This window comes from Citrobacter sp. R4, assembly GCF_026719175.1.
Taxonomy (GTDB): domain Bacteria; phylum Pseudomonadota; class Gammaproteobacteria; order Enterobacterales; family Enterobacteriaceae; genus Citrobacter_A; species Citrobacter_A sedlakii.
On record NZ_JAPPSU010000005.1, the window covers coordinates 191299 to 211417 of the forward strand.

A 20119-nucleotide genomic window follows, 5' to 3' on the forward strand; every position below is an offset into this window, starting at 1 on the left:
TGTGATGTCACCTTACGCCAGACAGAACTACCGAAATTAAGAGGCGACGGGAACACCGCTATGGAAGCGAAACACGCTGTCCGGCGAAGCGATCAACGCCGCTTCCACTTCTCCGAAATAGCGCACGCGGGGCGAAATGTCCTCTTGTGACACCTGTTGCGCCAGCGCCAGATAGTCCTGATAGTGCCGCGCTTCGGAACGCAAAAGCGAAAGATAGAACGTCTGCAGAGCGTCGTCCAGGTACGGAGCCAGCGCAGCGAAACGTTCGCAGGAGCGTGCCTCAATATAAGCGCCGCAAATGAGCTTATCGATAAGCGTAAGCGGTTCATGCGTGCGCACTTCTTTCAGCATCCCTTTGGCGTAACGGCTGGCGGTGATTTTCACATAGGGAATATTGCGCGCCTGCATCGCTTCCCGCACCTGCCAGAAATGATGCAGCTCTTCTTTTATCAGCAGTACCATGCTGTCGATCAACCGCTGTTCCCACGGATCGTCGGTTTTCGGCATCACGCTTTTACCAATGTGTTTATGCAGCGCGACGAAATCCGGTTCCGGCCCGTCACGGAAGGCAAACGCTTCATAAGGCTGAAGCCAGGCGAGCAGCGCTTGCGCCCCCTGTTTATCCGCGACGTACTTACGCACCAGCAGCATCGCCGTTTGCGCTGCTTTCAGCTCGCAGAGCAGATGGTCGGTCAGTAACAGAGGAAGATGTTGCGGGAGGCGCGCCTGGTCAATCCACGCCTGAGGCGTTGGGCAGTGCAGGAAGCGCAGAATCGGAGCGAGTATTTGCGGGTAATCCATGTGTAACCTGTCAAAACAGTGCGGCAACCAGCGTTGCCGCACGTTCAGCGCATTGTGCAATTAGTGACGCACGCCGTCGTCATCTTCATCGACGAAATCGTCGTCGTCGCCTTCACCTTCTTCGCCGTTCGGATCTTCAAAGTAGGTGCCCCAGCCGTCGTATTCAACATCATATTTTTCCGCCAGGGTCATCAGTTGTTCAACCTGCGCATCAATCAGTTCGGCATTCAGCGCGCATTCGCTGAGGATATCGCAGCAGATCACCGTGTCGCCTTCTTCTACTTCCAGTTCTTCCGGCTCAGTCACTTCATAACCGAGTTTAAACGCTTCTACCGCCGCTTTTTCCAGGGTTTCGAAGTCGTCTGCGGAAAGGTGATGCTCGATGGTGTACAGCGCGTCCGGGTCGCTGCCATCTTCCAGTAATTCTTCAATAATCAGGCGCGTCTCTTCACGCTGTTCTTCCAGTAGTTCCGGGTTTGCCATAGCTCGTTCCTCATAATGTCCTGCCGATACTCTTATTGTCACACACCGCCGTCATTGCCTCCACCTTTCCAGGAAAGATTTGTTAAACGGGGTTGCAATTGCATAATCATCCATATAAATTGAATTTTAATTCAATAAGTGGCTTATGCCTCAGGAGGGATCTATGTCAGGTTTTTATCAGAAGCATTTTTTGAAGTTACTCGATTTCACCTCTGCTGAACTTACCGCGCTGCTGCAACTCGCAGCCTCCCTGAAAGCTGCCAGGAAAAACGGCACAGAAGAACAGAAACTGACGGGCAAAAATATCGCGCTCATCTTCGAAAAAGACTCGACCCGTACACGATGCTCTTTCGAAGTTGCCGCATATGACCAGGGCGCGCGCGTGACCTATCTCGGCCCCAGCGGCAGTCAAATTGGCCACAAAGAGTCGATGAAAGACACCGCCCGCGTGCTCGGGCGAATGTATGACGGCATTCAGTACCGCGGCTACGGCCAGGAACTGGTCGAAACGCTGGCGGCCTACGCTGGCGTTCCGGTGTGGAATGGCCTGACTGATGAATTTCACCCGACCCAATTGCTGGCTGACCTGCTGACCATGCAGGAGCATCTGCCGGGCAAAGCGTTTAACGAAATGACGCTGGCGTATGCGGGCGATGCGCGCAACAACATGGGCAACTCGATGCTTGAAGCCGCCGCCTTAACCGGGCTGGATCTGCGTCTGGTCGCGCCTGAGTCCTGCTGGCCGGAGGCTGCGCTGGTGGCAGAATGCCAGGCGATGGCGAAGAAAAACGGCGGGAATATCACTCTTACCGCAGACGTTGCCGCAGGCGTCAAAGGCGCGGACTTTATCTATACCGACGTCTGGGTATCGATGGGCGAACCAAAAGAAAAGTGGGCAGAGCGTATCTCGCTGTTGCGCGGCTATCAGGTCAACAGCCAGATGATGGCGCTTACGGGCAATCCGCAGGTGAAGTTTCTGCACTGCCTGCCCGCGTTCCACGACGACCAGACCACGCTGGGCAAGAAAATGGCCGCAGAGTACGGGCTGCATGGCGGCATGGAAGTGACCGACGAGGTGTTTGAGTCTCCGGCCAGCATTGTGTTCGATCAGGCCGAAAACCGGATGCACACCATCAAAGCGGTAATGGTCGCGACGTTATCGCAATAATCCGTTGCCGGAGACCGGGCGCGCAATCGCCGCCCGGCCCTGGCGTATTACGCTACCAGCAGCTTAACCACCGCTTTACGCACCTGCGCCGGTGCGCCGACGGCGCACAGCGGCTTGTGGACTTCTCCTGGATAAAAGACGACAAAGTCGCCTTCATTCAGGATCACTGTCTTTTCCTGCTCACCTTCCGGTAAGAAGGCGATATCTTTTTCCGCCAGCCAGTCCGTTTCCGGCGTTCCTGCTGGCAACGTGCTGAAGGTCATCCCTTCCTGCCCTTTTAAAACGATCTGAATATCCAGATAGCGCGCATGATACTCCGCCCGACGCTTTTCAAACGGCTCGGTCATGTCTTCCGAAATCAAGTAAAACAGTCGGTTACCGTCAATATCGTGCTTACCCTTTTCTGTTGTTTCAGAGACATGGGCTTTTATGTGCTCAATGGCTTCGCGCAACTCCTGAGGAAGCCAGGATTGCAGATGGTGAATATTGCCGACGATCATCTCATACCTCACAATTAAAACAGCGTTTCATTTTAAATTGTTATACGAGAATTTTTAGCGGAGCACCACCCCCGTCTGACGAAGTTTTGCGTCAGCGCATGTTTATCGGCGGACTTGTTGATGGACTGTTAACAGCTAATTGTAATTTATGCGCTTTTTCTGCATAACTGGTAAACCAGCGTTTCCTTAACGCTGCCTAACCTGCTGTTATTAAATTCTTTACAGGAAAAATCAGCAGCCGATCACACTTCATTTTCCCTGCATTAACGAGCAACATTCTCATAATTATCGCATGATTTAATTTTGGTCCTAAATAATATAATTAGCATTACGCATACTTATGCAGTTAATTTTTAGCAACCCTTACAAATCAATCGGTTAGCGGAGATAATTTATATATCGCCCCCAACAAATAATTAACACTGCCGCATAAGCCGCCGCATAATTGCGTAGTAATTCATTTTAGAACTTATTATTTTTGTTATTTCTCAGACCCCCGTCATATATTAATTAAGAAAATACACATATCCCACCTGATGTGAATCCCATCACACAATCCCTCTGAAATTAATTTAATGATGCTTTACGAAAATTATCTGCACTGTCCTGACTGCGAATAACCTGATTATTTGCAGCCACCACCTTTTTATTCCTGAAACAGAGTGGAAGGTATCGTAATGGAAAAACATTATGTTGGTTCTGAAATCGGTCAACTGCGCAGCGTAATGCTGCATCGCCCAAATCTCAGCCTGAAACGCCTCACGCCATCTAACTGTCAGGCGCTGTTATTTGATGACGTGCTATCGGTTGAACGTGCGGGTGAGGAGCATGACATTTTTGCCAACACCCTGCGTCAACAGGGCATCGAAGTGCTGTTACTGACTGATTTATTAACACAAACCCTGGATATCGCTGACGCCAGGCGCTGGCTTCTGGAGACGCAAATTTCCGATTACCGACTCGGCCCAACCTTTGCCGCCGACATTCGCGCGTGGCTGGCGGATATGCCGCACCGGGAACTGGCGCGGCATTTAAGCGGCGGACTCACGTACGGTGAAATTCCGGCATCCATTAAAAATATCGTGGTGGATACTCACGATATTAATGACTTTATTATGAAGCCATTACCTAACCACTTATTCACTCGCGACACTTCATGCTGGATATATAACGGCGTTTCGATTAATCCGATGGCGAAACCCGCCCGTCAGCGTGAAACCAATAATTTGCGTGCGATATATCGCTGGCACCCACAATTTGCCGACGGCGAATTTATTAAATATTTCGGTGACGAAAACATTAATTACGACCACGCCACGCTTGAAGGCGGAGATGTACTGGTGATTGGACGCGGCGCGGTATTAATCGGCATGTCCGAACGCACCACGCCGCAGGGCATTGAATTTCTGGCTCAGGCGCTGTTTACCCATCGTCAGGCCGAACGGGTGATTGCCGTTGAGCTGCCCAAACACCGCTCCTGTATGCATCTCGACACGGTGATGACCCATATCGATATCGACACGTTTTCCGTGTACCCGGAAGTGGTGCGTCAGGACGTCAAGTGCTGGACCCTGACCCCGGACGGGCGCGGCGGGCTGAAGCGTACCGAGGAGCGCACGCTGGTAAACGCCATTGAAAAAGCGCTCGGCATCGATCAGGTCCGCTTAATCACCACCGGCGGCGACGCCTTTGAGGCCGAGCGCGAACAGTGGAACGACGCCAATAACGTCCTCACCCTGCGCCCCGGCGTTGTGGTGGGCTACGAGCGCAATATCTGGACCAACGAGAAATACGACAAAGCGGGGATCACCGTACTGCCTATCCCTGGCGACGAACTGGGACGCGGGCGCGGCGGCGCACGCTGCATGAGCTGCCCACTGGAACGCGACGGCATTTAAGGAATCGACCATGACACAGAAACCGACTCTGGTTGTCGCGCTGGGCGGCAACGCGCTGCTTAAGCGCGGCGAACCGCTGGAAGCGGATATTCAGCGCAAAAACATCGAACTGGCGGCGACTACCATCGCGCAGCTCACCCGGCAGTGGCGGGTGGTGCTGGTGCATGGCAACGGTCCGCAGGTTGGTCTGCTGGCGTTACAGAACAGCGCCTATGACCGCGTTACCCCCTATCCTCTCGACATCCTCGGCGCCGAAAGCCAGGGGATGATCGGCTACATGCTGCAACAGGCGCTGAAAAATCAGTTACCACAGCGGGAAATCAGCGTCCTGCTGACCCAGGTGAAAGTGGACGAGCACGATCCGGCGTTTCGCAAGCCGACTAAATACATCGGTCCGGTGTATGACGCGGCGCAGGCTGATGCGCTGGAGGCGGAAAAAGGCTGGGTATTCAAAGCCGACGGCAACGCGTTCCGCCGCGTGGTGCCTTCGCCACAGCCCAGACGCATTGTGGAAAGCGGTGCGATTCAGGCGCTGATTGCCCGCGATCATCTGGTGATCTGCAACGGCGGCGGCGGCGTGCCGGTCATTGAAAAAGTGGACGGTTACCACGGCATTGAAGCGGTGATCGACAAAGACCTCTCCGCCGCCCTGCTCGCCAGCCAGATCCGCGCCGACGCGCTGCTGATCCTGACCGACGCCGACGCCGTGTATCTCGACTGGGGTAAACCCACGCAGCGTCCGCTGGCGCAGGTGACCCCGGAATTGCTTAGCGAGATGCAGTTTGACGCGGGGTCGATGGGGCCGAAAGTCACCGCCTGCGCAGAGTTTGTCAGCCGCTGCCATGGCATTGCCGGGATTGGTTCGCTGACCGATGGCCCGGCGATCCTCGCTGGCGATAAAGGCACGTTAATCCGACGCGAAACTGCCGACGCGTAATCCCTTTTATTTCATTCATCTCTTTGTCGACCGGATAACGCAACGCCGTCATCCGGCAACGAAACGCTGACATCGTCCGACGGCGCGGCGCTTGTCAGGCCTACACGATTTAAGGACAGATACATGGCTATTTCACTGAAAAAACGTAACTTTCTGAAACTTCTGGACTTTACTCCGGCGGAAATTCAGTCGCTGATCGATCTGGCAATCGAACTGAAAGCGGCCAAAAAAGCCGGGCGTGAGGTGCAAAAACTGAGCGGTAAAAACATCGCGCTGATTTTTGAAAAAACCTCCACCCGCACCCGCTGTGCCTTTGAGGTTGCAGCCTTCGACCAGGGCGCGCAGGTGACCTATCTCGGTCCGAGCGGATCGCAAATTGGTCATAAAGAGTCGATGAAAGACACCGCCCGGGTACTGGGACGGATGTATGACGGCATTGAATATCGCGGCTTCGGTCAGCAAATCGTCGAAGAGTTAGGGCAATACGCCGGTGTACCGGTATGGAACGGCCTGACCGACAAGTTTCATCCCACACAGATCCTCGCGGATCTGATGACCATGCTGGAGCATGCGCCAGGAAAAACGCTGCCGGAACTGCGCTTTGCCTATCTGGGCGATGCGCGCAACAACATGGGCAATTCGCTGATGGTCGGCGCGGCGAAAATGGGTATGGACATCCGACTGGTGGCGCCGAAATCATTCTGGCCCGACGAGGCGCTGGTCGCCGAATGCCGCGCTATCGCCAGCACCACCGGCGCGCGCATCACCCTGACAGAGGATGTGGAAGCAGGCGTCTATGACGTCGATTTCCTCTATACCGACGTCTGGGTGTCAATGGGCGAACCAAAAGAAGCGTGGGCGGAACGCGTCAGTCTGATGACCCCTTACCAGGTGAATCAGCAGGTGATTAACGCGACCGGCAACCCAAACGTCAAGTTCATGCACTGCCTGCCCGCCTTTCATAACGAGCACACCAAAGTAGGACGCGAAATCGAAGCGGCTTACGGTCTGAAGGGGCTGGAAGTGACCGACGAGGTGTTTGAGTCCGACCACGCCATCGTGTTCGACGAAGCGGAAAACCGCATGCACACCATCAAAGCGGTGATGGTAGCGACCCTCGGCGACTAACCCTTGCGGGCAGCGGTCGCTACGACGGCGGCTGCCCGTGATATCCGGAGAGAAAATCATGGGTAAATTCAAATTTCCCACCGCGTACACCATCCTGTTTATTCTTATCGCGCTGGTCGCCGTCATGACCTGGATTGTCCCGGCGGGCAAATACCAGATGGCGATGAACGCCACGCTTGGCAAAGAGGTTCCGGTGGCGGGAACCTATGCTCCCACCGAGGCGCATCCGCAGGGCATTACCGCTGTGCTGCTGGCGCCCATTGACGGTTTGTACAATCACGAAACCTACACCGCAGGCGCAATTGACGTGGCGCTGTTTGTTCTGATCATCGGCGGCTTCCTCGGCGTGGTGAACAAAACCGGCGCTATCGACGCGGGCATTGAGCGGGTGACGGTCAGACTTAACGGCAAAGAGGAATGGATGATCCCCATCCTGATGGCGCTGTTTGCCGCGGGAGGCACGATTTACGGGATGGCGGAAGAGTCGCTCCCTTTCTACACGCTGCTGGTACCGGTGATGATGGCGGCGCGTTTTGATCCGCTGGTTGCCGCCGCTACCGTGTTGCTCGGCGCAGGCATCGGCACGTTGGGCTCGACCATTAACCCGTTCGCCACAGTCATTGCCGCCAACGCCGCCGGGATCCCGTTCACCCAGGGAATGCTGCTGCGCGTCATTCTGCTGCTCGTCGGCTATCTCATCTGCGTGGTCTGGGTTATGCGTTACGCGCGTAAGGTACGCAGCAACCCTGAACTGTCGATCGTGGCGGATAAAATGGCGGAAAACCGCGCCCACTTCCTCGGCAACCGTTCCGATACCCTGCTGGCCTTCACCGCCACCCGCAAATGGATTCTGCTGATCTTCGCCGCCTCTTTCGCCATTATGATCTACGGCGTGGCGGTGCGCGGCTGGTGGATGGCCGAAATCTCTGGCGTCTTTCTGGCGGCGGCGATCGTGGTGGGCGTAATCGCCCGCATGGGAGAAGAAGCGTTTACCAGCACCTTTATCGACGGCGCGCGCGATCTGCTCGGCGTGGCGTTGATTATCGGCATCGCGCGCGGCATTGTGGTCGTCATGGATAACGGCATGATTACTCATACCATTTTGCACAGCGCCGAGAATCTGGTCTCCGGTCTATCCACCACGATTTTCATCAACGTCACCTACTGGCTGGAAGTTCTGCTCTCCTTCCTGGTCCCTTCATCATCCGGACTGGCGGTACTGACGATGCCGATCATGGCTCCGCTGGCCGATTTTGCCCATGTGCAGCGGGATCTGGTTGTTACGGCGTACCAGTCGGCGTCGGGGATCGTCAACCTGATCACCCCGACCTCGGCAGTGGTGATGGGCGGCCTGGCGATCGCCCGCGTTCCCTACGTGCGGTATCTGAAATGGGTTGCGCCGCTGTTGCTGATCCTGACGGTGCTCAACATGGCCGTACTGAGCGTGGGCGCCATGCTGTAGCGTTCGAATAATAAAGATAAGGTGCATTTATGAAGGATTACGATGATTACTCCGCCAAAGAGCAGCAGCAACTGGCGGTCTGTCAGCGCCTGATTACCGAAAAAAGTTACCTGTCGCAGGAGGAGATACGCCGCGACCTGCAGGAACACGGGTTTGAAAGCATCAGTCAGTCGACGGTGTCGCGCCTGCTGAAAATGCTTGGCGTCATAAAAATACGAAATACAAAGGGTCAAAAAATTTATTCCGTGAATCCGCAACTGCGCCCTGCGCCGGATGCCGCCCGTTCGATTGCTGAAATGGTGGTCAGCGTGGATCACAACAGCGAATTTATCCTTATCCATACCGTTGCCGGATATGGCCGCGCGGTCGCCAGAATCCTCGATTACCACGCCCTGCCGGAGATCCTCGGGGTTATCGCTGGCAGCAGTATTGTCTGGGTGGCCCCCCGGGTCGTACAGCGCACCGGCCTTGTCCACAAGCAGATTAATTACTTACTCAAAATGAATTAGTATTCATTAAAACCGTTTGCTTTGAATAAAATGAGCATTTTTTTGCTTGATCCATAAACGGAGCTGGGTATAATCGCGGACAATTTGCCGGGAGGAAGCATGGTTCAGTGTGTACGACATTCTGTCTTACCGCGTCTGAAAACAGACGCTGGCCTGCCGTTTTTCTTTCCGTTGCTCACCTATTCACAGCCCCTCAAATGAGGGGCTTTTTTTTGCCCAGGCGTCAGGAGATAAACATGGCTAATCCGCTGTATCAAAAACACATCATTTCCATAAACGACCTCAGCCGCGATGACCTCAATCTGGTGCTGGCGACGGCAGCAAAATTAAAAGCGAATCCACAGCCGGAGCTGCTAAAGCATAAGGTCATCGCCAGCTGTTTCTTCGAGGCTTCCACGCGTACCCGCCTGTCGTTTGAAACGTCGATGCACCGCCTGGGCGCAAGTGTGGTGGGCTTTTCCGACAGCGCGAACACGTCGCTGGGTAAAAAAGGTGAGACGCTGGCAGACACCATTTCGGTGATCAGCACCTATGTGGACGCTATCGTGATGCGCCATCCGCAGGAAGGCGCCGCGCGTCTGGCGACCGAGTTTTCCGGCCAGGTGCCGGTACTGAACGCTGGCGACGGTTCAAACCAACATCCGACCCAAACGCTGCTGGATCTGTTTACCATCCAGGAAACCCAGGGTCGTCTGGATAACCTACACGTCGCGATGGTCGGCGACCTGAAATATGGCCGTACCGTCCACTCGCTGACCCAGGCGCTGGCGAAGTTCGACGGCAACCGTTTCTACTTTATCGCCCCGGACGCGCTGGCGATGCCGCAGTACATTCTCGATATGCTCGACGAAAAGGGCATCGCCTGGAGCCTGCACGCCTCGATTGAGGAAGTCATGGCGGAGGTGGACATTCTGTACATGACCCGCGTACAGAAAGAGCGTCTCGACCCGTCGGAATACGCCAACGTGAAAGCGCAGTTTGTTCTGCGCGCCAGCGATCTGGCGGGCGCGCGTGAAAACATGAAGGTGCTGCATCCGCTGCCGCGCATTGATGAAATCGCCACCGACGTCGATAAAACCCCGCACGCCTGGTACTTCCAGCAGGCGGGTAACGGTATTTTTGCCCGCCAGGCGTTACTGGCATTGGTTCTGACCCGCGATCTGGCACTGTAAGGGAGAATAAACGATGACACACGACAATAAATTACAGGTTGAAGCGATCAAATGCGGCACCGTGATCGATCATATTCCCGCCCAGGTAGGCTTTAAGCTGCTGACCCTGTTCAAGCTGACCGAAACCGACCAGCGCATCACCATCGGCCTCAACCTCCCTTCCGGCGAAATGGGCCGCAAAGATCTGATCAAAATTGAGAACACCTTCCTGACCGCTGAGCAGGTTAACCAGCTGTCACTGTATGCGCCGCAGGCCACCGTGAACCGGATCGACAATTACGAGGTAGTAGGAAAATCGCGTCCAAGCCTGCCGGATCGCATTGAAAGCGTTCTGGTTTGCCCGAACAGCAACTGCATCAGCCATGCGGAGCCGGTTTCCTCCAGCTTTGCAGTGAAAAAGCGCGCGGATGACATTGCGCTCAAATGCAAATACTGCGAAAAAGAGTTTTCTCATTATGTGGTGCTGGCCAACTAATTGGGGTTGGTTATAAATTCCCGGCTCCTTATAATTGTCGGGAACTTTCTTTTACCGCTGTATTCAGGAGAAATCATGAGCAAAACTATCGCGACGGAAAATGCACCTGCGGCTATCGGTCCCTATGTTCAGGGCGTAGATCTGGGCAGCATGATCATCACTTCCGGTCAGATCCCGGTTGATCCAAAAACCGGCAGCGTACCGGAAGACGTGTCCGCTCAGGCGCGTCAGTCGCTGGAAAACGTTAAAGCCATCGTCGAAGCGGCTGGCCTGAAAGTGGGCGACATCGTGAAAACCACCGTGTTTGTCAAAGATCTGAACGACTTCGCGACCGTGAACGCCACCTACGAAGCGTTCTTCACCGAGCACAACGCCACCTTCCCGGCGCGCTCCTGCGTGGAAGTGGCGCGTCTGCCGAAAGACGTAAAAATCGAAATCGAAGCGATTGCCGTTCGTCGCTAACTATTCCGGTTATCTTTTTTTAAGGCAGCACACGCTGCCTTATGTTTTTAAAAATAAAATAGGTTTTTATTTTGACCTTTTTTATCCTCGCTATTTCATGACATCACCGTCGGTCCATTAATACACTTCCTGCCGCACTCGTTGTTTTAATACACTAATGGACTAATAATGAAACTTTCCAAAATCGCGCTGGCGGTAGCAACATTGACCGTTGCTTCTTCAGCGTTAGCACACGGTTATATTGAATCCCCTGCCAGCCGCGCATATATGTGCAAGCTGGGGCAAAACGTCGATTGTGGTTCCGTTCAATACGAACCGCAGAGCGTAGAAAAAACCTCCGGCTTCCCGACTGGCGCGATGCCGCCAGACGGACAGCTCGCCAGCGCCGGTATTTCTCAGTATTCTCAACTGGATCGCCAGAGCCTGAACGCCTGGACCAAAAGCCCAATGACAGCAGGTCCACACCAGTTTGTATGGCACCATACTGCGCCGCATAAAACCACGAACTGGCGTTATTACATCACCAAACAAAACTGGGATCCAAATAAGCCGCTGACCCGCGATCAATTTGATTTAACGCCGTTCTGTACCATTAATGGAAATGGCCAGGCGCCGGCGGTCACGCAGTCAATGAACTGTAATGTTCCTGAACGTACCGGTTATCAGGTTATTTACGGCGTGTGGGAAATTGCAGATACGACAAATAGCTTCTATCAGGCCATTGACGTGGATTTCGGTAACAGCGGCAACGTGACTCCGGATGAAACCCCGGGCGTGGTTTCCGAATGGAGCAAAACCCTCAGCGGTCAGATTGCCGGTAATAACCTGAACGCAGGCGATAAAGTCATTGCCCGCTTCTTTGACGCCAATGGTGAAGTAACCTCAATGCGCACTGAAATGACCATTGCCTCCGCTGCTCAGGGCGATGCGAACCAGTGGGCCTTCGATATGGCGCAATTGATCAACAGCACCCACAGCGATGTGCGCGTAGGCGTGAAAGACGAAGGGGGTGAGATTGGCCCGGTACATGGCGCGAATAGCGTGTTCGTAAGAGAAGGCAGCGCGCTGCAGTCTGTCGCCATCTCTTATGAAGAGCAAAAAGCGCAAGTGAACGAAACCATCGCCGTTACCGATCTGCAGTACAGCAAGATTGCGCACGGCAATGCCACCGTGACTTTCCACGTGAATACGCACGGCGATGTGAATTTTGAAGCCCACGTGATGAATCATCACGGCGCGGAAAAAGGCTATCTGAAGCAGGACATGAACAACGCCAACCAGGACGTCACCATGACCCTGACTGACGTGACTGCTGGTCACCATATGCTGAAATACTATGCGACCAACAAAGACGGCACGCTGTTTGCTCAGGACGTGTTGAACCTGATGCTGGAAAGCGACGCGGCGACCGACAACGCCGGTCACCACGACTTTACCTTCCCGGACAGTATCGCGTCTTACAAAGCCGGTACCGTGGTGCTGCAACCAAAAGACGGTAAGACCTACGAATGTAAGCCTTTCCCGTACAGCGGCTACTGCGTCCAGTACGCTCCAGGCGCTAACCAGTTTGAGCCAGGCGTTGGCGCACACTGGAAAGAAGCGTGGGTGCTGAAGCACTAAGCCGACTGCCGGACGGGGTCATGCTCGTCCGGCTTTTTACCGCAGACACCGGAGGGAGGTTTCGCTTTGCCCGACCGGCTCATAAGCGACCCAATGCGCATTACTGCCAACCGTAGCGGCGACTATAGAAGCCTTTCACCAACTGCGTTAACGTCATATAGCCTACCAGAATACCGACCAGCCACGGGAAGTAGCTCAGCGGCAGCGCCTGCAATTGCAGATACCCGGCCAGCGGCGAGAACGGTAGCGCAATGCCCACCATCATCACCACCAGCGTCATCAACAGCAGCGGCCACGCGGCGCGACTCTGAATGAACGGCACGCGGCGGGTACGAATCATATGCACAATCAGCGTTTGCGACAGTAGCCCCACCACAAACCAGCCGGACTGGAACAAGGTTTGCGCCTCCGGCACGTTCGCGTGGAAGACCCACCACATCACGCAGAACGTGATAATGTCGAAGATCGAGCTAATCGGACCAAAGAAGATCATAAAACGCCCCAGATCTGTCGGATTCCAGCGCTGCGGCTTCTGGATCTGCTCATCGTCCACGTTATCAAACGGGATCGCCACCTGCGATACATCGTACAGCAGATTCTGAATCAGCAAGTGCAGCGGCAGCATGGGCAGGAACGGTAAAAAGGCGCTCGCTACCAGCACGCTGAAGACGTTACCGAAGTTGGAGCTGGCAGTCATCTTAATGTACTTCAGCATATTCGAGAAAGTGCGACGACCTTCGATCACCCCTTCTTCCAGCACCATCAGGCTCTTTTCCAGCAGGATAATGTCGGCGGCTTCCCGGGCAATGTCCACGGCGCCATCGACGGAAATACCGATATCCGCCGCACGCAACGCCGGAGCGTCATTAATACCGTCGCCCATAAAGCCCACGACGTGCCCTTCGCGCTTAAGCAGTGTGACAATGCGTTCTTTATGCATCGGCGTCAGACGGGCAAACAGCGTGGTACGCTGCGCCAGCGTCGCCAGCTCGTCGTCGCTCAGGCTTTCGATATCGCTGCCAACAACCACTTCACCCGCGTCCAGTCCGACGTCATGGCACACTTTTGCCGCGACCAACTCGCTGTCGCCGGTCAGAATTTTCACCGTGATACCGCTGGCCTTCAGCGCTTTTAACGCAGGCGCCGTCGTCTCTTTCGGCGGATCGAGGAAGGCGATGTACCCTTCAAGGATCAGATCGGATTCGTCGATACGCTGGTAATCGCCTTCTCGCGCAGGCAGATAGCGGGTAGCCACCGCCACCACGCGCAGCCCCTGACGATTCAGGGTATCGGTGACGCGCTTCACGCGGCGCAGCATGTTGTCATCCAGCGGCACGATTTCTCCGTTATGGCGCACATGTGTGCTGACGTTGAGGATTTCCTGCAGCGCGCCTTTGCACACCAGCTGATGTACCTCCGCATGTTCAGCGACCACCACCGACATGCGGCGACGTTCGAAATCAAACGGGATCTCATCAATTTTCTGCCAGCGGGTCGCAAGTTCGCGCGCGGAGGCTTCATCCACGCCCTCCAGCACGGCGGTATCAAGCAGATTTTTCAACCCCGTCTGATAATGGCTGTTCAGCCATGCCGCGTGCAGAACGCGATCGCTGGGTTTGCCGGAAATGTCAGTGTGGTTTTCCAGAACAATTTTGTCCTGGGTCAGCGTACCGGTTTTGTCGGTGCAAAGAATATCCATCGCGCCAAAGTTCTGAATGGCGTCGAGATGCTTCACAATCACCTTTTGCTTCGACAGTTTCACCGCGCCGCGCGCCAGTGTGGAAGTGACGATCATCGGCAGCATTTCCGGCGTCAGTCCGACGGCCACCGAGAGCGCGAACAGCGCCGCTTCCCACCAGTCGCCTTTGGTATAGCCGTTGATCACCAGCACGATGGGCGCCATCACCAGCATAAAGCGAATCAACAACATACTGACGCGGCTGATGCCTTTCTGAAAGGCATTCTGTTCGCTTTCCTGTTCGCTGACGCGGCCTGCCAGTTGCCCAAACCAGGTGTTGGCTCCCGTGGCAATCACAAGGGCCTGCGCCGTACCGCTCACGACGTTGGTCCCCATAAAGCACAGGGTATCGCACTCAAGCGGGTTGTTATGCGCCGGCTCGCGGGTGTTAGCCACTTTTTCCACCGGCAGCGACTCGCCGGTTAACGACGCCTGGGCGACAAACAGATCGCGCGCCTGAAGCACCCGCAGATCAGCCGGGATCATGTCTCCCGCCGCCAGTTTTACGATATCGCCAGGTACCAGTTGATCAATCGGGACGTCGATCCAGCCGTTCTCGCCTTTTTCATTGATCACCCGCAACACCGTCGCGGTATTGCTGACCATCGCTTTTAGCGCATCCGCCGCTTTGGTCGAGCGTGCTTCCTGAACGAAATTCAGCAGCGTGGAGATCGCCACCATCAGCGCGATCACTCCCGCCGCAAACAGATCCTCCGTGGCGTAAGAGATGGCCCCCAGAATGGTTAACAGAATATTAAATGGATTGCGGTAGCAGACCCACAGATGTACCCACCACGGCGATGGCTGCTGGGCGGGTAACTGGTTGTCGCCATGCTTTTCACGCGCCGCATCCACTTCCGTCGGCGTCAACCCTTCCGGGTGGGCGCCGAAAGTTTTCCACAACGTCGCGTCATCCATGACGGCCACTTTCAGGCAGTGTTCGCTGAGTGATGACGGGATCGGCGTACTGGCAAGCGTCTGCGCGTTCGGTAACGGATCGCGATGCACCAGGCGATCGGGCAAATGGCGGCTGAGCCGGGCAAAAAGCTGGCGAGTGATATTTTTAAACATAGGCAGTCCCTCCGCGCCAAAAACAGAAAGGCGCAGAAAAAGCGTTCAGGCGTGGCAAAGCCTTACCTGACAGGCAATTTATTTTCTTAACAGGGACGTTAACGCGTCACTGTCTTACGTCGCCGGTAAGACAGCGAAAGGCAGGCTTACCGGAAAAAAGTGTTTCTCCATCGCGGGAGAGGGGTGGGATCGGGATCCATAAAGCCTCCGGTAAGTGAATAATTTAAGACGCAGATTATAAGCCGCAGATCATACTCTTTGTGGCTATTATGGCGATATAATAACACCCTGTGATTAAACCAATGATAAACCAGACTTTGCTCATTGCGGTTCAAATGCGTAAAGTTATCCTCTTTACCTCTTCTTGATGCCTGCTATGGGAAAACGGGATGCAAAATCGGCTGACTATCAAAGACATCGCCCGTCTGAGCGGCGTGGGAAAATCCACGGTTTCGCGCGTACTCAATAACGAAAGCGGCGTGAGCGAGCGCACCCGCGAACGCGTGGAAGCGGTAATGAATCAGCACGGTTTCTCCCCCTCCCGCTCTGCGCGCGCCATGCGCGGTCAGAGTGACAAAGTGGTTGCCATTATGGTCACCCGCCTTGACTCGCTGTCCGAAAATCTTGCCGTACAGACCATGCTGCCCGTGTTTTATGAACAGGGCTACGATCCCATTATGATGGAAAGCCAGTTCTCCACAGCGAAAGTAGAAGAACACCTCGGCATGCTGAAGCGCCGCAATATTGACGGCGTCGTGTTATTTGGCTTTACCGGCATTACCGACGCGATGATTGCGCCGTGGCAGGCTTCGCTGGTGCTGCTGGCGCGCGACGCACAGGGCTTTGCTTCCGTCTGTTATGACGACGAAGGGGCGATAAAAATGTTGATGCAGCGCCTGTACGATCAGGGTCACCGCAACATCAGTTTTCTCGGCGTCCCCCACAGCGACGTCACCACCGGTAAGCGCCGCCATGAGGCGTACCTGGCGTTTTGCAAACAGCGCAAGCTGCATCCCGTCGCCGCGCTGCCGGGTCTGGCAATGAAGCAAGGTTACGATCATGCCGCCAGCGTGATCACGCCAGAAACCACGGCGCTGGTCTGCGCCACTGACACCCTCGCCCTCGGGGCCAGCAAGTATTTGCAGGAACAGCGGATCGACGCGCTGCAACTGGCGAGCGTTGGCAATACGCCGTTGATGAAATTCCTCCATCCCGAGATCGTCACCGTCGATCCGGGCTACGCCGAAGCCGGACGCCAGGCGGCTTCCCAACTGATCGATCAGATCACCGGGCGCGGCGAACTGCGCCAGATCGTCATTCCTTCCATGCTTTCCTGATCCGCAACTGACCGCTTTCTGTACGCGAATTTGTGATCTTCGCTGCGTTTCGGGAACGTTCCCATTTTTAAATATTCATCGCGGATATATTCTGTCGCCAGTCCAGCAACACCCATTTTCACAGTCATCGCCATGAGGCTTCATGATGAGTAAAATCAAACAAACGGATATCGACCAGCTTATTGCGCTGGTTGGCGGGCGGGAAAACATCGCGACGGTGAGCCACTGTCTGACACGTCTGCGCTTTGTACTGAATCAACCAGCCATTGCCCGTCCGAAAGAGATCGAACAACTGCCGATGGTCAAAGGCTGCTTTACCAACGCCGGACAATTTCAGGTAGTGATTGGCACCAATGTCGGTGATTACTATAAGGCGCTGCTGGCCACCACCGGCCAGGCCCACGCCGACAAAGAGCAGGCGAAAAAAGCCGCGCGCCAGAATATGAAATGGCATGAGCAGTTGATCTCCCATTTCGCCGAAATCTTCTTCCCGCTACTGCCGGCGCTGATCAGCGGCGGCTTAATCCTTGGCTTTCGCAACGTGATTGGCGATGTGCCGATGAGCAACGGCCAGACGCTGGCGCAGATGTATCCGGCACTGAAAACCGTCTATGACTTTTTATGGCTGATTGGCGAAGCGATTTTCTTCTACCTGCCGGTCGGGATCTGCTGGTCGGCGGTCAAAAAAATGGGCGGCACGCCGATCCTGGGTATTGTGTTGGGCGTCACGCTGGTTTCACCGCAGCTAATGAACGCGTATCTCCTCGGGCAACAACTGCCGGAAGTCTGGGACTTTGGCCTGTTCAGCATCGCTAAAGTTGGTTACCAGGCGCAGGTAATCCCGGCACTGCTGGCGGGTCTGACGCTCGGTTTTATTGAAACGCGCCTGAAGCGCATCGTGCCGGACTACCTGTACCTGGTGATCGTACCGGTTTGTTCGTTAATCCTCGCGGTCTTCCTCGCCCACGCGCTGATCGGTCCGTTTGGTCGGATGATCGGCGACGGCGTCGCGTTCGCGGTGCGCCATCTGATGACCGGCAGCTTCGCCCCCATTGGCGCCGCCCTGTTTGGCTTCCTGTACGCCCCGCTGGTGATCACCGGAGTACACCAGACAACGCTCGCCATCGATATGCAGATGATCCAGAGCATGAACGGCACGCCGGTCTGGCCGCTGATCGCGCTGTCTAACATCGCCCAGGCGTCCGCCGTGGTAGGAATTATTATTTCCAGCCGTAAACATAACGAACGCGAAATCTCCGTGCCCGCCGCCATTTCCGCCTACCTGGGCGTTACGGAACCGGCGATGTACGGCATCAACCTGAAATACCGCTTCCCGATGCTCTGCGCAATGATTGGCTCCGGGCTTGCCGGTCTGCTGTGCGGCCTGAACGGCGTGATGGCAAACGGGATTGGCGTCGGCGGCCTGCCGGGCATTCTCTCGATTCAGCCCACCTACTGGCAGGTGTACGCCGCCGCTATGGCGATCGCGATTGTTATTCCGATGGTGCTGACTTCGTTTGTGTATCAGCGTAAACACCGTCAGGGCACCTTACAGATTGTCTGACTTCATTTGGGGCGCAGTTGCGCCCCCTCGCATAACCAGGAATTTGCTATGACTACCCTTCCCCATTGGTGGCAAAACGGCGTGATCTACCAGATCTATCCAAAGAGTTTTCAGGATACCACCGGAAGCGGCACCGGCGATTTGCGCGGCGTGACCCGACGTCTCGACTACCTGCAAAAGCTGGGCGTGGATGCCCTCTGGCTGACGCCGTTCTATATCTCCCCACAGGTAGATAATGGTTACGACGTTGCCAACTATACCGCCATCGATCCGGCCTATGGTACGCTTGACGATTTCGACGAACTGGTGGCCCAGGCCAAAGCGCGCGGCATCCGTATCATCCTCGATATGGTGTTTAACCATACTTCCACCCAGCACCCGTGGTTTAACGCCGCACAGGACAAAAACAGTCCGTATCGCGAATTTTATCTCTGGCGCGACGGCTCGCCTGACGCGCCTCCGAATAACTGGCGCTCCAAATTTGGCGGCAACGCCTGGCGCTGGCACGCGCAAAGTGAACAGTATTACCTGCACCTGTTCGCGCCGGAACAGGCGGACCTGAACTGGGAGAACCCGGCGGTGCGCGCTGAACTGAAAAAGGTGTGCGAGTTCTGGGCGGATCGCGGCGTAGACGGCCTGCGTCTGGACGTCGTTAACCTGATCTCCAAAGACCCGCGCTTTCCTGACGACCTGGACGGAGACGGTCGACGTTTCTACACCGACGGTCCGCGCGCCCATGAATTTCTGCATGAGATGAACCGCGACGTGTTCACCCCGCGCGGTCTGATGACCGTCGGCGAGATGTCCTCCACCACCCTGGAACACTGCCAGCGCTACGCGTCACTCAGCGGCAGCGAACTGTCGATGACCTTTAACTTTCATCATCTGAAGGTGGATTATCCCGGCGGCGAAAAATGGACGCTGGCGAAACCGGACATGGTGGCGCTAAAAGCCCTGTTCCGCCACTGGCAGCAGGGAATGCACAACGTGGCATGGAATGCGCTGTTCTGGTGTAACCACGATCAGCCGCGCATCGTTTCGCGTTTTGGCGATGAAGGCGAATACCGCGTTCCGGCGGCGAAAATGCTCGCGATGGTACTGCACGGTATGCAGGGCACGCCGTACATTTACCAGGGCGAGGAGATCGGCATGACCAATCCGCACTTCTCGCAGATCACCGACTACCGCGATGTGGAAAGTCACAATATGTTTGCAGCGCTGCGCGCGCAAGGGCGCGAAGCGGATGAGTTATTGGCGATCCTGGCGAGTAAATCCCGCGACAACAGCCGCACGCCGATGCAGTGGGACGATAGCCCAAATGCCGGGTTTACCACCGGCGAACCGTGGATTGCGCCCTGCGATAATTACGCCGACATCAACGTGGCGGCGGCAGTGGGCGATCCGAATTCTGTGTTCTACACCTACCAGCGGCTGATCGCGCTGCGTAAAGCAGAGCCAGTATTGACCTGGGGCGACTATCAGGATCTGCTGCCCGACAGCCCACATCTCTGGTGCTATCGTCGTGAATGGCAGGGCCAGACGCTGTTGGCGATCGCCAACCTGAGCGGTGAATGCCAGCCCTGGCAGCCAGAACGCTGGCACGGTAAGTGGCAATGCCTGATGCATAACTACGAGGAAGTCTCGCCGCAGCCGACAACCATGACGCTACGCCCGTTTGAAGCAGTCTGGTGGTTGCGGAAGTAAATCCATACCTCTGTCCTGCCCGGCGAAAGGATTCCCGGGCTGAATGTGCCTCCCGCCTTACCTCCCTGTTTTCGTTGAATAATTAATCAG

19 protein-coding genes are annotated in these 20119 nt (G+C 55.4%); 14 read left to right on the top strand and 5 right to left on the bottom strand.

The window, feature by feature from the left end:
- Nucleotides 1-36: 36 nt before the first annotated feature.
- Together miaE and rraB are read right to left on the bottom strand one after the other, a co-directional pair.
- On the bottom strand, nt 37-849 hold the full coding sequence (gene miaE, locus OOJ60_RS13280; RefSeq protein WP_205612748.1) for a tRNA isopentenyl-2-thiomethyl-A-37 hydroxylase MiaE: 813 nt from the start codon (nt 847-849) through the stop codon (nt 37-39).
- A 12-nt stretch (nt 850-861) separates the two neighbouring features.
- Nucleotides 862-1284, bottom strand: coding sequence for a ribonuclease E inhibitor RraB (gene rraB / locus OOJ60_RS13285; protein ID WP_199957023.1), 423 nt, complete (start codon nt 1282-1284; stop codon nt 862-864).
- Nucleotides 1285-1447: 163 nt separating this feature from the next.
- Here rraB and argF (OOJ60_RS13290) point away from each other — a divergent pair, with 163 nt between their 5' ends.
- Complete coding sequence (argF, locus tag OOJ60_RS13290) at nt 1448-2452, top strand: ornithine carbamoyltransferase (protein WP_042289398.1); 1005 nt, start codon at nt 1448-1450, stop codon at nt 2450-2452.
- Nucleotides 2453-2499: 47 nt separating this feature from the next.
- Here argF (OOJ60_RS13290) and OOJ60_RS13295 read toward each other — a convergent pair whose 3' ends face one another.
- Nucleotides 2500-2952: a YhcH/YjgK/YiaL family protein gene (locus OOJ60_RS13295; protein WP_042289403.1), complete on the bottom strand. Its 453-nt coding sequence runs from the start codon at nt 2950-2952 to the stop codon at nt 2500-2502.
- A gap of 677 nt (nt 2953-3629) precedes the next feature.
- On the opposite strand from OOJ60_RS13295, the gene arcA reads away from it, so the two are divergent.
- From arcA to gbpA, 10 genes are all read left to right on the top strand, one after another.
- Nucleotides 3630-4850: an arginine deiminase gene (gene arcA / locus OOJ60_RS13300; RefSeq protein WP_060570902.1), complete on the top strand. Its 1221-nt coding sequence runs from the start codon at nt 3630-3632 to the stop codon at nt 4848-4850.
- Between the two features lie 10 nt (nt 4851-4860).
- Nucleotides 4861-5787 (top strand): carbamate kinase, encoded by a 927-nt coding sequence (arcC, locus tag OOJ60_RS13305; protein WP_205612712.1) that lies wholly within the window; start codon nt 4861-4863, stop codon nt 5785-5787.
- Nucleotides 5788-5910: 123 nt separating this feature from the next.
- Nucleotides 5911-6915, top strand: coding sequence for an ornithine carbamoyltransferase (gene argF / locus OOJ60_RS13310; protein ID WP_205612713.1), 1005 nt, complete (start codon nt 5911-5913; stop codon nt 6913-6915).
- A gap of 58 nt (nt 6916-6973) precedes the next feature.
- On the top strand, nt 6974-8377 hold the full coding sequence (locus OOJ60_RS13315) for a YfcC family protein (RefSeq protein WP_042289414.1): 1404 nt from the start codon (nt 6974-6976) through the stop codon (nt 8375-8377).
- 29 nt (nt 8378-8406) lie between these two features.
- Entirely contained in the window at nt 8407-8886 is a 480-nt protein-coding gene (locus OOJ60_RS13320) for an arginine repressor (protein ID WP_205612714.1), read from the top strand.
- 99 nt (nt 8887-8985) lie between these two features.
- A complete protein-coding gene (gene pyrL, locus OOJ60_RS13325) occupies nt 8986-9087 on the top strand; it encodes a pyr operon leader peptide (RefSeq protein WP_042321688.1) in 102 nt (33 codons plus the stop codon).
- Between the two features lie 35 nt (nt 9088-9122).
- Nucleotides 9123-10058: an aspartate carbamoyltransferase gene (gene pyrB, locus OOJ60_RS13330; RefSeq protein WP_042289420.1), complete on the top strand. Its 936-nt coding sequence runs from the start codon at nt 9123-9125 to the stop codon at nt 10056-10058.
- A gap of 13 nt (nt 10059-10071) precedes the next feature.
- Nucleotides 10072-10533, top strand: coding sequence for an aspartate carbamoyltransferase regulatory subunit (gene pyrI / locus OOJ60_RS13335; RefSeq protein ID WP_012907399.1), 462 nt, complete (start codon nt 10072-10074; stop codon nt 10531-10533).
- A gap of 75 nt (nt 10534-10608) precedes the next feature.
- Complete coding sequence (gene ridA / locus OOJ60_RS13340) at nt 10609-10995, top strand: 2-iminobutanoate/2-iminopropanoate deaminase (RefSeq protein ID WP_000047541.1); 387 nt, start codon at nt 10609-10611, stop codon at nt 10993-10995.
- Between the two features lie 168 nt (nt 10996-11163).
- Nucleotides 11164-12615, top strand: coding sequence for an N-acetylglucosamine-binding protein GbpA (gbpA, locus tag OOJ60_RS13345; RefSeq protein ID WP_042289422.1), 1452 nt, complete (start codon nt 11164-11166; stop codon nt 12613-12615).
- Between the two features lie 100 nt (nt 12616-12715).
- On the opposite strand, the gene mgtA is transcribed toward gbpA, so the two are convergent.
- Together mgtA and mgtL are read right to left on the bottom strand one after the other, a co-directional pair.
- Nucleotides 12716-15424, bottom strand: a complete 2709-nt coding sequence (mgtA, locus tag OOJ60_RS13350) for a magnesium-translocating P-type ATPase (protein ID WP_200035691.1) — start codon at nt 15422-15424, stop codon at nt 12716-12718.
- A 146-nt stretch (nt 15425-15570) separates the two neighbouring features.
- Complete coding sequence (gene mgtL, locus OOJ60_RS24855) at nt 15571-15624, bottom strand: mgtA regulatory leader peptide MgtL (protein WP_350396681.1); 54 nt, start codon at nt 15622-15624, stop codon at nt 15571-15573.
- A gap of 189 nt (nt 15625-15813) precedes the next feature.
- Between mgtL and treR the strand changes: the two genes are divergently transcribed.
- The 3 genes from treR to treC all read left to right on the top strand — a co-directional run bounded on the left by treR (nt 15814) and on the right by treC (nt 20029).
- On the top strand, nt 15814-16761 hold the full coding sequence (gene treR / locus OOJ60_RS13355) for a trehalose operon repressor TreR (RefSeq protein WP_042289426.1): 948 nt from the start codon (nt 15814-15816) through the stop codon (nt 16759-16761).
- A 145-nt stretch (nt 16762-16906) separates the two neighbouring features.
- Nucleotides 16907-18325 carry a PTS trehalose transporter subunit IIBC gene (gene treB, locus OOJ60_RS13360; RefSeq protein ID WP_042289756.1) on the top strand — a complete coding sequence of 473 codons (1419 nt, stop codon included), beginning with the start codon at nt 16907-16909 and terminating at the stop codon, nt 18323-18325.
- A gap of 48 nt (nt 18326-18373) precedes the next feature.
- A complete protein-coding gene (gene treC / locus OOJ60_RS13365; RefSeq protein WP_200035692.1) occupies nt 18374-20029 on the top strand; it encodes an alpha,alpha-phosphotrehalase in 1656 nt (551 codons plus the stop codon).
- Nucleotides 20030-20119 lie beyond the last annotated feature (90 nt).

Bases quoted from the DNA above. Each gene is read 5' to 3' on its own strand.
- pyrL (WP_042321688.1), top strand. From the start codon at position 8,986: ATGGTTCAGTGTGTACGACATTCTGTCTTACCGCGTCTGAAAACAGAC.
- gbpA (WP_042289422.1), top strand. From the start codon at position 11,164: ATGAAACTTTCCAAAATCGCGCTGGCGGTAGCAACATTGACCGTTGCT.
- arcC (WP_205612712.1), top strand. From the start codon at position 4,861: ATGACACAGAAACCGACTCTGGTTGTCGCGCTGGGCGGCAACGCGCTG.
- treB (WP_042289756.1), top strand. From the start codon at position 16,907: ATGAGTAAAATCAAACAAACGGATATCGACCAGCTTATTGCGCTGGTT.
- OOJ60_RS13315 (WP_042289414.1), top strand. From the start codon at position 6,974: ATGGGTAAATTCAAATTTCCCACCGCGTACACCATCCTGTTTATTCTT.
- pyrI (WP_012907399.1), top strand. From the start codon at position 10,072: ATGACACACGACAATAAATTACAGGTTGAAGCGATCAAATGCGGCACC.
- ridA (WP_000047541.1), top strand. From the start codon at position 10,609: ATGAGCAAAACTATCGCGACGGAAAATGCACCTGCGGCTATCGGTCCC.
- pyrB (WP_042289420.1), top strand. From the start codon at position 9,123: ATGGCTAATCCGCTGTATCAAAAACACATCATTTCCATAAACGACCTC.
- rraB (WP_199957023.1), bottom strand. From the start codon at position 1,284: ATGGCAAACCCGGAACTACTGGAAGAACAGCGTGAAGAGACGCGCCTG.
- argF (WP_042289398.1), top strand. From the start codon at position 1,448: ATGTCAGGTTTTTATCAGAAGCATTTTTTGAAGTTACTCGATTTCACC.
- argF (WP_205612713.1), top strand. From the start codon at position 5,911: ATGGCTATTTCACTGAAAAAACGTAACTTTCTGAAACTTCTGGACTTT.
- treR (WP_042289426.1), top strand. From the start codon at position 15,814: ATGCAAAATCGGCTGACTATCAAAGACATCGCCCGTCTGAGCGGCGTG.
- OOJ60_RS13295 (WP_042289403.1), bottom strand. From the start codon at position 2,952: ATGATCGTCGGCAATATTCACCATCTGCAATCCTGGCTTCCTCAGGAG.
- mgtA (WP_200035691.1), bottom strand. From the start codon at position 15,424: ATGTTTAAAAATATCACTCGCCAGCTTTTTGCCCGGCTCAGCCGCCAT.
- arcA (WP_060570902.1), top strand. From the start codon at position 3,630: ATGGAAAAACATTATGTTGGTTCTGAAATCGGTCAACTGCGCAGCGTA.
- OOJ60_RS13320 (WP_205612714.1), top strand. From the start codon at position 8,407: ATGAAGGATTACGATGATTACTCCGCCAAAGAGCAGCAGCAACTGGCG.
- treC (WP_200035692.1), top strand. From the start codon at position 18,374: ATGACTACCCTTCCCCATTGGTGGCAAAACGGCGTGATCTACCAGATC.